This is a genomic window from Winogradskyella sp., assembly GCF_028289625.1.
Classification (GTDB): domain Bacteria; phylum Bacteroidota; class Bacteroidia; order Flavobacteriales; family Flavobacteriaceae; genus Winogradskyella.
On sequence record NZ_JANQOM010000006.1, the window covers coordinates 33,118 to 46,312 of the forward strand.

14 protein-coding genes and 1 tRNA gene are annotated in these 13,195 nt (G+C 34.9%); 8 read left to right on the forward strand and 7 right to left on the reverse strand.

Annotated features, from left to right (window positions below):
* Positions 1–6 precede the first annotated feature (6 nt).
* The 5 genes from Q0992_RS00750 to Q0992_RS00770 all read left to right on the forward strand — a co-directional run bounded on the left by Q0992_RS00750 (position 7) and on the right by Q0992_RS00770 (position 3,678).
* Entirely contained in the window at positions 7–588 is a 582-nt protein-coding gene (locus Q0992_RS00750; protein WP_299519270.1) for a TetR/AcrR family transcriptional regulator, read from the forward strand.
* A gap of 132 nt (positions 589–720) precedes the next feature.
* The gene (locus Q0992_RS00755; protein ID WP_299519273.1) at positions 721–1,161 is read left to right on the forward strand and encodes a hypothetical protein; all 441 of its coding nucleotides are present in this window, start codon (positions 721–723) and stop codon (positions 1,159–1,161) included.
* A gap of 57 nt (positions 1,162–1,218) precedes the next feature.
* Positions 1,219–2,034, forward strand: coding sequence for an alpha/beta hydrolase (locus Q0992_RS00760; protein WP_299519275.1), 816 nt, complete (start codon positions 1,219–1,221; stop codon positions 2,032–2,034).
* A gap of 138 nt (positions 2,035–2,172) precedes the next feature.
* The gene (locus Q0992_RS00765) at positions 2,173–2,796 is read left to right on the forward strand and encodes an NAD(P)-binding domain-containing protein (RefSeq protein ID WP_299519278.1); all 624 of its coding nucleotides are present in this window, start codon (positions 2,173–2,175) and stop codon (positions 2,794–2,796) included.
* A gap of 69 nt (positions 2,797–2,865) precedes the next feature.
* On the forward strand, positions 2,866–3,678 hold the full coding sequence (locus tag Q0992_RS00770) for a TauD/TfdA family dioxygenase (protein ID WP_299519280.1): 813 nt from the start codon (positions 2,866–2,868) through the stop codon (positions 3,676–3,678).
* Positions 3,679–3,886: 208 nt separating this feature from the next.
* Here the strand turns inward: Q0992_RS00770 and Q0992_RS00775 are convergent, their stop codons facing one another.
* The 6 genes from Q0992_RS00775 to Q0992_RS00800 are packed head-to-tail and all read right to left on the reverse strand — an operon-like array spanning position 3,887 to position 10,723.
* Positions 3,887–5,095 (reverse strand): hypothetical protein, encoded by a 1,209-nt coding sequence (locus tag Q0992_RS00775; protein WP_299519283.1) that lies wholly within the window; start codon positions 5,093–5,095, stop codon positions 3,887–3,889.
* 13 nt (positions 5,096–5,108) lie between these two features.
* Complete coding sequence (locus Q0992_RS00780; RefSeq protein WP_299519285.1) at positions 5,109–5,879, reverse strand: outer membrane lipoprotein-sorting protein; 771 nt, start codon at positions 5,877–5,879, stop codon at positions 5,109–5,111.
* A gap of 2 nt (positions 5,880–5,881) precedes the next feature.
* A complete protein-coding gene (locus Q0992_RS00785; protein WP_299519288.1) occupies positions 5,882–8,239 on the reverse strand; it encodes an efflux RND transporter permease subunit in 2,358 nt (785 codons plus the stop codon).
* A gap of 17 nt (positions 8,240–8,256) precedes the next feature.
* Positions 8,257–9,366, reverse strand: coding sequence for an adenylate/guanylate cyclase domain-containing protein (locus Q0992_RS00790; protein WP_299519290.1), 1,110 nt, complete (start codon positions 9,364–9,366; stop codon positions 8,257–8,259).
* 30 nt (positions 9,367–9,396) lie between these two features.
* A complete protein-coding gene (locus Q0992_RS00795; protein WP_299519292.1) occupies positions 9,397–10,059 on the reverse strand; it encodes a DUF2461 domain-containing protein in 663 nt (220 codons plus the stop codon).
* Positions 10,060–10,105: 46 nt separating this feature from the next.
* Positions 10,106–10,723 carry a TetR/AcrR family transcriptional regulator gene (locus tag Q0992_RS00800; RefSeq protein WP_299519295.1) on the reverse strand — a complete coding sequence of 206 codons (618 nt, stop codon included), beginning with the start codon at positions 10,721–10,723 and terminating at the stop codon, positions 10,106–10,108.
* A gap of 337 nt (positions 10,724–11,060) precedes the next feature.
* Here Q0992_RS00800 and Q0992_RS00805 point away from each other — a divergent pair, with 337 nt between their 5' ends.
* The 3 genes from Q0992_RS00805 to Q0992_RS00815 all read left to right on the forward strand — a co-directional run bounded on the left by Q0992_RS00805 (position 11,061) and on the right by Q0992_RS00815 (position 13,036).
* Positions 11,061–11,318 carry a hypothetical protein gene (locus tag Q0992_RS00805; RefSeq protein WP_299519297.1) on the forward strand — a complete coding sequence of 86 codons (258 nt, stop codon included), beginning with the start codon at positions 11,061–11,063 and terminating at the stop codon, positions 11,316–11,318.
* 65 nt (positions 11,319–11,383) lie between these two features.
* Positions 11,384–12,274 carry an AraC family transcriptional regulator gene (locus Q0992_RS00810; RefSeq protein ID WP_299519299.1) on the forward strand — a complete coding sequence of 297 codons (891 nt, stop codon included), beginning with the start codon at positions 11,384–11,386 and terminating at the stop codon, positions 12,272–12,274.
* A 90-nt stretch (positions 12,275–12,364) separates the two neighbouring features.
* Complete coding sequence (locus Q0992_RS00815) at positions 12,365–13,036, forward strand: SDR family NAD(P)-dependent oxidoreductase (RefSeq protein WP_299519302.1); 672 nt, start codon at positions 12,365–12,367, stop codon at positions 13,034–13,036.
* Between the two features lie 82 nt (positions 13,037–13,118).
* On the opposite strand, the gene Q0992_RS00820 is transcribed toward Q0992_RS00815, so the two are convergent.
* A tRNA-Ala gene (locus Q0992_RS00820) sits at positions 13,119–13,195 on the reverse strand.

Consider the following 13,195-nt stretch of genomic DNA (forward strand, 5'->3'; position numbering starts at 1 on the left):
ATAGTAATGAGAACGAAAGATGAAAATAAACTAATGGCTATATTTGACGCTACGGTCAGTCTGACTGCAAAAGTTGGAATTGCTGGATTGAAAATGTCTTTAATAGCAAAAGAAGCAGAAATAGCAGCTGGCACCATATATCTTTATTACAAAAACAAGAAGGATCTCTTAAATGCTGTTTATACAAATTTGAAATCCGAAGGTATATTTTCCGTAATTGGAAAAATTGAGCATCTTCCTATTCAAGTTCAACTTTTTAGGCTATGGGAAGTTGCATTTGAATATCATGTCGCTAATATCAACAAGTCAGTTTTCATAGAACAGTTTGAACTCTCACCCATGATTTCATCAGAAAACAAGGTCATGGAAGAAGATAGCATGTCGTATTTGCATAAAACATTAGAAGAAGCAAAAAAAAGAGGCATAGTTAAGCCAATAGATAATCATATCATTATGTCTTTAATCCTTGGTTTTATGAAACACTTAGCCGCTCAAGCTACCAAGGATTCATTGGATACAAGTGAAGATGTGAAGCATCTATGCTATTCTATGTGCTGGAACGCTATTCGTGAAAACAATAATGAATAATTATTCATTTTAGATTTTTTTAAGTATATTTAACCATCTTTTGTAGATAGTTGTTTATAAATCGATTTGAAAAGAACAAATTGATATAGGCAAGTCTCTAATAATTATTCAATACTTAAAACACCATATAAAATGAAGTCCCATCCAATTCTCTTCCTTTCAATTCTATTTATTTTATCAAGTTTTTCACCACAAACTAATCTTGACAAGGATATTAAAATACTCATGTCGGCCAAGATTGTATCGAATGAAGAATCCGTTAACGTCTTGTTTTTTGCAAATGGTTCTTACAGTCTGCAAAAACTTAAAAATGGTGTAGAAACCTACTCCAAATCTTTAACGCTATCGGAATCTGAGTTAAAATCTTTGGAAAAGCTCATTGCCAAAGCAAAACCGCTTGTTCTCAAAGACAGATATACCTGTGCGGAAAAAATGGTAAACAAAACAAACGCAACACTGTATTATTTTGATAAATCCAAGAAAACAATTATTGTCAATAATGATTGTCGAAGTAATAAAAAGCTCAATAATATAAGAGCCTTTATTGAGGGTATTTTAGAGAATGATTTATAAGTTTAAGAAGACAGAAAATAAGTCTTAAAACGATTACTTAAGTCAATTAATGCAGACATGAAAAAGTCATTAATTAGGATGGCATCCCTACTTTTTCCTAAAAGCGTTACTTCTTTTGCCTACAATCAATTAACTAATCCTCAGGTTCGTAAACTACGAGACAATGAATTAGCTACCCTTAATCAAGCAGATCAATCAAACATTAAGTTTAAAAGTTTTGATATTCAGCTTTACACTTGGATAGGTGGCGCCAAATCAGTATTACTCATTCATGGCTGGGAAGGCCAAGCGGGAAATTTTTCAGATTTAATTGGAATATTACTGGAGAACGGTTATACCGTGCATGCCTTTGATGGTCCTTCCCATGGATTCAGTAGTAAAGGAAAGACCAGCTTGTTTGAGTTTACCGAACTCGTTGGTATACTTATCAAAAAATATGAAGTTACCAATTTAATAAGTCATTCATTTGGTGGCGTAGCAACAACCTATGCCTTATATCAAAATCCTAATCTAACAATAGATAAATATGTATTGTTAACAACGCCAGATAAATTCATCGAACGTATAGATGATGTTTGCAATATGGTAGGTATCAATGACAACATTAAACAACGTCTCATAGAGCGACTCGAAAATGAAACTGGTCAAAGCGTGCCAGATTTAAATGTGAGCGATTTTGTAAAATCGATTAATGTAAAACAGGCATTAATAATCCATGATAAAAATGATAAAGTGATACCAATAAACCGCTCATTGAATGTCCATAATAATTGGTCTCAATCTGAATTTAAAGAAATAACGGGTACGGGCCATTTTAGGATATTAAGAACAGTATCTGTCATTAATTCAACTATTGAGTTTCTCAATAAATAATCTTATCAATACAACGTTGAGTACTTCAACATATAGTACTACTTAAAGTTTTGGTCATTTTCTAAGTTGTTTTGGTTAAAGTTTTAGTGCTTGGTATTCAGAACTTTGTATACGTTAAAAATCAAAACAAACAAGAAAATGAAAACACCATATCAAAACATCGGAATTATAGGCTCAGGCAATATGGGCGGACAATTGGGTAGACTATTCAGTAAAGCTGGATATAACGTCATGTTCAGTTCAAGACATCCTGAGAAATTGAAATCACTTATCAGCGATTTACCGAATGCAAACGTTGGTAATGTAGAACAAACCATTGAATTTGCTGATATAGTTCTTCTTGCTATAAACTATGCAACGTTAAGTGAAGTTACAGACCAACTGAAAGATAAAAATAAAGTTATTATAGACCTTACTAACCCGTTTTACTGGGCAGAAAATAAGACTTTAGCCAAAGTTAATCTCAGTGGAAAATCTGCGGGCGAACATTTGCAAAGCAAGTTGCCAAATTCAAAAATCATTAAAGCATTTTCATCACATTACTCAGCTTCTTTGCAAAAAGGGCATAGAGACTATCCTATAGCCGTTTTTTACACAACAGATGAAGAAGACTTGAAAGAACTTGCTGAAACAGTAATTGCTGATATCGGTTTTGCGCCTGTCTATTATGGTCGCCTCAACAGAAGCAAGGACATTGAACTCTATGGAAAGTTTTCTAATAAAATTATGACTAAAGAAGAGGCTTTGTTGCAATTGGCATAAAGAAAAAACTTCAGAACAATGAAGGCTGATCGCATTTTGCAACTAGTCTTTCGCACTAAAAAACAGATTATGGAAACAATAGTTAAAAACGGATTAGGGTTTAAGCCCATACAAGCAAACTTGGGCGTTGAGATTTTGAATCTTGATCCAAATAAAACCTTAAGCAGCTCTGAAATAACAGAACTTAATGGGCTTATTGACAGATATCATATCGTGTTTCTAAAGAGCAAAAAACCTATAGAAAAAGAAGCACAGGTAACACTCACCAAGCAATTAGGAGAGCCATGGTTATACGACTCTATTCCTGGCCAATACAAGGATTATCCAGAAATATTTAAGGTGACCAACCAAAAAGGAAATGGGTTTGTAAACGCTGGTCAGGCTTGGCATTCAGATGGCTCAGTCTATAATAAACGTATGCATTTAAGTCTATTTTCAATAGATAAAATACCTGTTGATGGTGCATCAACTTATTTTTCGAGTTTAAACGATGCTTTCAAAAGATTGCCGGACAACATGAAGCAAAGACTGTCAAATCTTCAAGGGGATTTTGGAAAAATGTACAGACCGCATCCCGTTGTTTGGCAACATCCCATTACTGACATACCCTTACTACATATAAGCGAAGGATTTAAAGCTAGGTTTACAGATATAACTAGCGGTGAACCACTATCAATTGCTGAAAGTAAAACCATTCAAAAATTTCTAAACAACCATATGTGGAAAGAAGATAGCTATTATGAACATAAGTGGGCTATTGGTGACCTTGTTATTGCCGATAATTATGCGGTTGCCCATCTTGCAAAACCAAGTTACAGCAATACACTTAGAGTACTTCACAGAACCGCTACAAAAGGTTTAAGAAGGTCAAAAAAAGATTAACTTAAAATTTTTGACCCTTATCAAGAGTTTGATGGTTAACCTAAAAGTGGTTTTCACACATGGTCTATTGATTACTACGTGTCAAGTTAAATACTGTATGTGATAGCTCTATGCCAAGTATTTATCCTAAGTTTATTGACCTGTAATCCTCTCTTGGGATAAAGATGTTTTTATGCACACAATTAAGGTTATAAAAATGGACCAATACTCAAAAAAACTTCGAAATCTTTATCTGAAACACATCATCTTCTCTAAAGGCAAAAAGCAATTCTTCTTCTGAAACACTACCAAACACCCTAGCTTCAATAGCAAGTTTCCAACTTTCACCTAACCTTCGGCTACCTTCAAAACTGTACAAATACGTGCTTCTTGAAACATCAAAGATGCCACCCGTGATAAACTCTGTATTTTGAACATCGTTAAACGCTACGCGCGAACCGATAAAAATATCATTATCAAACCCAGAAAACGTGAGTTCCTTACGTTCATCGAAAAGGTATTCTGAAACAATGCCTACATCGATTCCTGAAGATTTGATATCACTTAACGTATATTCAAATCCTACAGTGAACGCAAAAAAATCAAGGTCATCAGAAGTCCTATAAATACTTTCTAGTTTAAGAAGCCAAGCATCTTTAGTAAATTGAGCATCAAGCCCAGTCTGATTAATAACAGGATAACTCAATTGTAAACCCGTTTGTAGATTAAATCCTAAAAATTGAGGTTCTCTTGCAATACCATAAAAATTTGAAAGCCCAACATCAAAATTGCCCAAGTAATGCGACCAGCGCAATGCAAAGGACGGCGACCATTCCTCGGCATTATTTTCAAAAGGAATATCATCGCGTTCTAAAACTTCTGGGAATCGAAATCGACCTTCAGTATCTGGGAATTGTCTTCGCCTTGCATAAGGTAAATAATAAGCTTCGAAAGTTCCAATATTGGTGTTTTTAGTGAACTGAATCATAGGTTGCCCTAATTTATCTTCACCATCAACTCCTTCTACTTGGTCTGTCTGATTGATAATATCTACCAAATGATTGGACTCTGTAACGCCCCAAAACACAATATTAGAACCAATGAGAATACTCCAGCCTTTGCCTTTGTACCTATAGAATAATTCTCTTATGTCTAGATGAGAGCGTTGGTCGTCGTATTGTGCAAGGCGGCCGAATAGCTTAGCACCAAACTGATGTTTTCCATCATTACTTTCTACTGAGAATTTTGGTATTAAAGCACCAGATGTGAAAAACTGCTCTTGTCCTACGTACAATCCTTCATTAAAAAACAGTCGCTGTTCTAGCTCTATTTCCATACTAAAATCAGATTCCCACTTTTTGTTTTCCTGAGCCAATACAAACTTTTGAAAACAGATAACTAATATGAGCAGAATAACTTCTGATGCTTTATACCTCATTTCTAAAATAACTTTAGTTTCTTAAACTAGACTGAGTGAAGTCGCTCTCAGTTAAACCAGTTTTGAATTTGTGATTCGTGAACTTCAGACTGGTCTTCTTTCCGTTTTGGTGGTTGATCATCTCCAACTCGTTTGGCCTCCAATATTTTTCCAAATGTTGCTTTTGGTCTTTATACACAAGCGTTTTAAGCTTCGCCCCTTTACGGTCGAAGTACTCTATTTTTTCAAAACGATAATCTTTATCGACATTCATATATACCAATCGTTTGGAATAACCACTTCCAGAATATAGTGGGACTTGTTCTACTACGGCTACATTAATGCCGTCAAGCGTCGTTTCTTCCACAAATTTGTGGGTGTATTTTTCCACTTCAAACGACGTTAAGTCCTCAAAAGAAAATTCACTACCGACAAAAGGCCCTGATTTGTTAGAAGACGAAATACGCTTTACACGATTAATCGATGGTAAAAACAACCATTGGTCGTCATCACCTTTACGATGTGTAAATGTTAAGGTTTTTGTGCCTTTCACATCCTTTGGACTATTAAATTCAATCATGGATTTATCACCATCTGTTGCTACTTCGAGTGTTTGACTCTTCATATAACGCTTACTCACTTGGCCTTGTTTGTTGGTTAAAATCATCTCTAGTTCAACCTCCTCACTTTCATAACCTTTATCGTTATCTTTACTTTTTTGTGCCAATGCACGTCCTTTGTCATCAATAGTCGATGTTGGGTTTATCGCTAATGTAAATGCGATTGCTAAAAAAAATGTTTTCATAGTTATGTAGTTTTACTTGTTAAAATATGTTGTGTTACTCTCTTTTTCTGATTGACTAGAAGTACAGCTGGTAGTGTTACAAGAACAATAACCAGTGCTGCCATTATTACGATGGTGGTAATGGATGCCAAGGCGGCGTTCAATAAAAATGAAGATTGTGCAAGCACTATAAATCCGACGCATAATACCAATGTGGTAGACACAATAGCTTTACCAACTGTTGAAAAACTATACTCTATGGCCTGTCTAGTCTCTAAGCCCATTTCGCGTTTTGCCCTTAGGTATTTAGATATAAAATGAACGGTATCATCAACGATGATACCCAAGGTCATACCAAATACTGCTGTCATCCCTAAGTTGACATAGCCTAGATAGAAGTACCAGATGCCAAAGCCGATTATGGCTGGTGCAATGTTTGGTATCATACTTACCAAGCCATATTTTAAGCTACGGAAACTCAATATGAGTATGAGCGTTATTAATACGGCTGATATCAACGAGCCTGAAACTAAACTCTTGAGTTGTCTTGCTGATAAATAGGCGAATATCAATGGTTGGCTTGTGCCTGTAGCATGCATATAATCTGGCGTATTATCTTTGAGCCAGTTTTCCATTTTTTTGGTAAAACCAATCATTTCGCTACTTGATAAATCCTTAAGGGTAAGTGTAAATCGTGTTTCAGACTTATCAACATTTACTTGATTGTTGAGGTCCAAGCCATATGGCAAGGATAGTTCGTATAGAAGAAGATATTGTGCCGCTTCTTGTTGTGACTTCGGAATTCCATAAAAGGATACATCATCGCCATGCATTGCTTTATTGATTTTCTTGGATACTTCAGAAAATGAACTTACGTGTATCACTTCAGGTTGTGCCTTCGCGAAAGTGGCAAAATCCTCTAGTTTCTGAAGATATACTGGGTCATTGATTTTTTCGGCTTCACCAGCACCAATGGAAAACTCTAATGAGTAAATTCCTGTGAGATTATTGTTTATAAATTCTGAGTCTGTTCTAAAGGAAATGGATTCATCAAAATATTCTAGATATTCGTCATTCAATTCGTTTTTTATCATAAAAACCGAACCTAGTGCTATTAAAACTATCGAACTGATTAATATAGGTGTACGTTGTGCAACAACAAAATCACCAAATTTGGTATAGAAACTAGACTTTTTTAAATCGGTTTCCGAAACAGCTTTTACTTTCATTGGTAGTATAGCAAGCAGGGCTGGCAGCATGGTTAAAGCAAAGACAAGTGCAAAGAACATACCCATAGCTGAGATATTTCCAAAGTCTGCAAATGGCGGAACATCGCCCGTGTTTAATGACAAAAAGCCTATAATAGTTGTAATACTAGTAATAAAAACAGGAACCGTATTTAGACGAAGACTCTCAATAATAGCTTGGTTTTTAGCTTTGCCTTTTCGCATTTGTTGAATTGTAGTAATGAGTATATGGATACAATCTGCTATGGCAAGTGTGCTGATTACAATTGGCGTATTGGCGGAAACCGATGTTAAATCGATGCCGAGAATTCCGGCAATTCCCAAGGCACATGAAATAGAGAAAAACACAACCAATATGGCACTTATGGTACCAGAAATAGAACGTGTGGTCACATATATCATTATTAAAAAAATGAGAAATACGAGCGGTATTAAAGTTTGGCCGTCGCTCTGTGCAGACTCGCTAAAGGCGTTACTTAACATCATGTTTCCAGACATGTACGTATTTAGATTCGGATGCGCTTCAGACCAACTACTCACCACACCGCGTATATAAGTCACAGCTTCATTAAGCGCTTCTGAATCGGCAGGTAGTTTTGTGGAAATATTGATACCTGTAATACTACCTTTGTCATTAATGAGTCTATTGTAAAGCAAGGGTTCAGCAAGTGTGACCTTTTTAATATTCTCAATTGTAGACGGATTTAAATCATTGACGTTGCCTACCAAATCCGAAACATACAAGTCATCACCATCGGCTCTGGTATATTGATAATTGGTTATAGCGTCTACACGAAAGGAATAAGGTGTCAACCAAGCACTATCTACTAAGGTCTTAAGTGCAGTAAGATGTTCTTTTGTGAAAATGTTACCATCTCTGGCTTCAACCGCTATGAGAATATTATCATCTTTAGAATATACATTCTCTAGTGCTTCAAACGCTTGAAGCTGTGGATTTTCCTTACTAAAAAATACTTTGGAATCTGCATTAAAACCTAGCGTACTAAAACCATAACCACATAGGACCATTATTACAATGGACAAGGCTAGTACGAGCCATTTCCGTTTTACAACCCAACTGGCGTAGCGGATATTGAACCGGTCGATTTTTGATGTTTTGTGTTCGTCTTTCATTTTTTTAATAGTTTATATTAATAATGACTAATAGTCACTTTTGGGTTTAAAAAAAAGGGTGTGTCATTTGAACTACGGCTTTCTATATCCTTCACGGATTTTACCTTATATGCTTCTACTGGATATTCCTTACCTTTTAGTTTATTAATGGCCAATAGCTCTAGTGCGAAGTGTTCTTTTATTTTTTTTGCGTTATTAATAGCTGTTGTGCTTATGATACAGTCCGTATGGTAGAAATGGCACTTGGAAAGTAATCTGGACGTGGTATTTAAAACATCACCATGATACACCAAATGTTTTACTTCTTTACCAATTTCACTCACTACAACTTCCCCATAGTGGATAGCACATTTAAACTTGGGCTGAATGCCATATGCTTTTAAAAAAGCATTTTTGTTTTCAATTAAATACGCCTTATAGTCTGCAAAAAGTTGCAAAGCTTTTAAATCGGCATTTTTATAGTTGGATTGCCAGGTAATGACCACCTCATCGCCAACATATTGATATATCTCAAAGGATGAGCGCTCAACCAATTCGTTAAGCATACGAAAGCAATCACGTAACAAATTGGCATACTTCCGCTCACCCAAGTCTTCTGCTAGACTAGTAGCGTCATTCAGGTCAATGAACATAAAACCGCGCTCAATAAGTTTCGGTTGTAAAGAATTGCCCATTGATTGTGCTATTAATCGAAAGACATTTCCTGAACGACGCTCTAGGTTTGATATAAAAAACATTAAAATACTTGTTAATCCGAAAAAGAAAACAAGAGGAATAAAATATGAATTATCAATGCTCGCCACTGTCGATGCATAGATGTCTTCTGCATTTTTTAGCTTGAAATGTAGACTAAATAATATTATGCTACCACTTATAAAGAAAAGTAAGGATACCATGGTTATCATAATGAATCTTAATATATTAGAGTAGCCCCATTTTAATAAACGGTCGCCAAGTCTTTTATAGGTTATACTTAGGATACATATAATAAGAAGTGCACCATTCGTAATTACCACAAATTCATAAAAACTAAGTCCATTAATTATTTGACGGGTAGTCACGGATGCATCAATCAGTAACCACAAGATATAATAGATGTTGGTAGCAACAATGGCTATTATGGACAAAATAATATGGTTACGGATAGCCTTCATCTGTTATTCAAACAATGCTTTATGAAAAAAAGCATTCATTGGTTGAAGTTTTAAGTATGCTTCTTCAATGATATCGGCCAAGTCATTATTTATAAGTGTTTCCTTATTTGGTATAGTGCTGGCTGTGATATTCTTATATTTCAATAATTCCGCATACTTGTGCGATTTATCATAGCCTCGTGGTACGTTCTTTAATTTTTGATTGTCTTCAGAAAGGCCACCAAAAAAGTCTATGAAATCTTTTGAATTAATGGCATCATGTAATTCAGATCCTTCATAGTGAATAGTAGCTCTGACCTCATCTAGTACATCTTTTTGAGGATGCCATAATCCACCGCCCAAAAATGATTCAAAAGGGCCGAAAGAAAAGAATATTCTTGCATAGCCGTCATTTTTGGTCATTGGTGAAAACGCAAAATGGTCTTTGTAAATGGGTAAATCTGGATGGAACATACGATTGTTGTTAATACGCATTATGACATTTTTGGGTTCGAATTGCTCAAAATGCTTGTCATGCTTGGATAAACGCTCTAAGATAAGAGACACTTCTTCCAACCAATAGTTTTTAGCTTTGTTGTAAGATGACTTGTTGGCATCCATCCATTCCTTTGAGTTATTCTTAGTAAGATTTTCTAAAAAATTTAGAATGTATATTTTTCTATTCATTATTAATTCTTTAAAAATGACTAATAGTCATTTATTGTTAAAAAAATTATATAGCCATTCCGTCTACAAAAACATCAACATAAGAATGCATTAACTCTTCTCTTGACAGGTTGTGTTCATATGCCAGAAATGCCCTTTTGGACTCTAAGAACTGCATTACTCCCATACATGTTCCCCAACATATGTAATTCATCAATAAGGCGTTCAAATCTTTTTTAAAAAAGCCTTCAGATTTCTGGCGCTCAATATGTTCAATAAAAAATTCTGAAACAGCTTTACTAGCCTTTTTATGAGACTCCGAATTAGTTTTAAACTCTGGACGTTCTAGATAAACAATTAATTCAAAATATTTTGAATAGTCAATGCTGTAGTGGTAGCTTGACATTATAATGGCTTTGGTTTGCTCAGGACCCTTAGGACTATTGCGTTCACTCATTTTAAAATAGTTGAGTAGCATATTTAGTGCTTTGGTGGCAACTTCGGCTAGAACGTCATCTTTACTTTCAAAATATTTATAAACCGTTCCTTTGGCTATGTCTAAGTACTCAACAACCTTATCAATGGTAAAATCATTAACACCAACATCTTGCAATACAGCGTCAGAAGCATTTATGATTTGCTCTTTTCGAAATAAGGTTTTTGTATTCTTTTCTTGAGATGACATAAATTGACTATTGGTCATTTTAAACAAAGGTAGTTCAATTTTTTGTTTTGTTTATTAAATTTTAACAAAAATTAAACAAAAAGTTGTTTCTCACAAATGATTTAACCAAGATAGAGATGAGAATATAATAATTGGTAGAAGATTTATTTCCTTGAATGATGACTAATGAAATGAAGCAAAGAAACAGGTTGGTATATGAAATCGTGATTTAAAAGATGTCATTATAATCAATTACTGAGCTGGCATATTAGAAAATGGTCATTTTCATAAGCATTCTGGTTAACTCAATGGTCGGTTATGAAAGTAGCTTTGTAGTGAACTTAAAACCATAGAAATCATGAAACGTGACTATAACCAATTCAAAAACCATTCATTGCTGTATATCATCATATCGGAAATGGTCTTTTTGCATGAGGCGCTAAGGTTAACAGATTATTTAGCAAATCGACTTCAGCGTTTTTACAGCAGAATAAAAACAGCGTATGTAAACTTATTAAAAAACGTTTGGGTAGAAGCTTCTTTAATGCTTAGTGGCTTCATGGCTGCATCTACTTTAATATTATTAATAGCCTATAAGTTGGTGATGATTTATTGATAACTAGAAGCAATAAAATCATTACATTTTGGTCAGTCTCCAAATATTTTGTTTAACTTTAGGCTATGACCAAAAAAGAAATCCCTGTTTTTGAGACTAGTAACGATATTCACGAAGCTACTGGCTTTGACCATCGCAGTCACATACCTGGGTTTGACATTTTTACGATGCAATCTCTTGAGCCTTCGGCAAGACGATGCATGCCACCATACCGTCAAGGGTACTATCAAATAGGGATTTTAAGTGAATCTGCTGGTGCAAAAATCAACTTAAACACCAACGAAGTTGATTTAGGGCAATTTCCTTTGTGGTTTGTGGTGCCTGGTCAAGTGTTTTCTTGGGTTCGTGACCCAGAAACTAAAGGCATTCATATTCAGTTTCGAAAAGAATTTATTTCTCAATCGATACCGAATTTAACAGAAACATTTCCCTTTTTAAAGATTACCGAAAATAGTGTGTTTTTGATGACACAAGAGGAACAAAAATCCTTAGAAACCGATATGAACCGTATGCTTTCAGTGTTTCAAAACCCACACCCTTATCAAGAAAAAATGTTGGAAGGCATGTTAGTGTCTTTGCTTTACAACTGCAAATCCGTTTACGAGCGTTTTAAAACTAAAGAGAGTCACCTTTCGCGTAAGCAAGCATTATCGCAACAGTTTCAGCAACTAGTGGATAAACTGTACATTGACTCTAAAAATGTCAGCGACTATGCCTCACAACTCAATGTTACACCTAATTATCTCACTACAGTTATTAAAGAAGTAACAGGAAAAACAGCAAAAGATGTTATTCAACAACGCTTGTTTTTAGAAAGTAAGACCATGTTATCCTTTACCACATTAGATATTGCTGAAATCGCTTATCAACTCAATTTCCAAGAACCCACACATTTTACACGTTTCTTCAAAAAATATAGTGGGACTACACCCAATAAATTTCGCCAAACCTTATAGATTAGTTTTTTGCCATTTTCCATTAAATACTGGTTATTTTTTTAACCAAAGTCACCCGAACTTTGTAGCGTAATTAAAAAGATATGGATTATGAAAACAGATAAAATTGCATTAATTACTGAAGCAGGAAATGGCTTATCCCAAAAATTCGCGGAAATTTTAAGCTATCAGAATTACTCCGTCATCATTGCGGCAAAAGGTGAATCTTATAACAAGTTAAATAGAACCAACCTAGGGGATATTAAACTCTTAAATGTTGATTTAACTAATAGTTCTGAGCTTATCAAACTCTATTCATACTTAAAGACACAATATGGCAAACTAGATGTTTTAATTAACAATGCCGAGATTGCCAATGGTTTTGGTCAAAAAATTACCGAATTGAATATTAATGATGTGAAAACTCTTTATGACAATAATTTCTTTTCAGTCATAAACACAATAAAAATTTTATTTGGCTTACTCAACAAAAGCGAAAGTGCTACCATTGTAAATATCACAAGTGCAATGGGTAATATTGACAAAATGAGTGATAAAAACTTTTGCTACAAGGATTATAAGATGACCGCCTATTCCACGGCAAAGTCATCCTTAAATATGCTCACTACTATTTTAGATAAAGAATTCGAATTACACAACATCAAAGTAAAAAGCTTTGATCCCGTGAGGATATCTAATTGCACCCATAATAGTGTGGACATATGTGAAGGTGTTGAAAAGGAACTCATAGGGTTATTACAAATAGAAGAACCCATATTATAGCTTTAGTTCGTAAAGACCTATAAATTTATTAAAAGGACACCACCATAAAAACAAAAAAGCCTCACATCACTGTGAAGCTTTTTGGTGGAGCATATCGGAGTCGAACCGATGACCTCTACGCTGCCAGCGTAGCGCTCTAGCCAGCTGAGCTAATGCCCC

Coding starts and splice junctions, on each gene's coding strand:
- Q0992_RS00750 (WP_299519270.1), top strand. CDS start 7: ATGAGAACGAAAGATGAAAATAAACTAATGGCTATATTTGACGCTACG.
- Q0992_RS00755 (WP_299519273.1), top strand. CDS start 721: ATGAAGTCCCATCCAATTCTCTTCCTTTCAATTCTATTTATTTTATCA.
- Q0992_RS00760 (WP_299519275.1), top strand. CDS start 1,219: ATGAAAAAGTCATTAATTAGGATGGCATCCCTACTTTTTCCTAAAAGC.
- Q0992_RS00765 (WP_299519278.1), top strand. CDS start 2,173: ATGAAAACACCATATCAAAACATCGGAATTATAGGCTCAGGCAATATG.
- Q0992_RS00770 (WP_299519280.1), top strand. CDS start 2,866: ATGGAAACAATAGTTAAAAACGGATTAGGGTTTAAGCCCATACAAGCA.
- Q0992_RS00775 (WP_299519283.1), bottom strand. CDS start 5,095: ATGAGGTATAAAGCATCAGAAGTTATTCTGCTCATATTAGTTATCTGT.
- Q0992_RS00780 (WP_299519285.1), bottom strand. CDS start 5,879: ATGAAAACATTTTTTTTAGCAATCGCATTTACATTAGCGATAAACCCA.
- Q0992_RS00785 (WP_299519288.1), bottom strand. CDS start 8,239: ATGAAAGACGAACACAAAACATCAAAAATCGACCGGTTCAATATCCGC.
- Q0992_RS00795 (WP_299519292.1), bottom strand. CDS start 10,059: ATGAATAGAAAAATATACATTCTAAATTTTTTAGAAAATCTTACTAAG.
- Q0992_RS00800 (WP_299519295.1), bottom strand. CDS start 10,723: ATGTCATCTCAAGAAAAGAATACAAAAACCTTATTTCGAAAAGAGCAA.
- Q0992_RS00805 (WP_299519297.1), top strand. CDS start 11,061: ATGAAACGTGACTATAACCAATTCAAAAACCATTCATTGCTGTATATC.
- Q0992_RS00810 (WP_299519299.1), top strand. CDS start 11,384: ATGACCAAAAAAGAAATCCCTGTTTTTGAGACTAGTAACGATATTCAC.
- Q0992_RS00815 (WP_299519302.1), top strand. CDS start 12,365: ATGAAAACAGATAAAATTGCATTAATTACTGAAGCAGGAAATGGCTTA.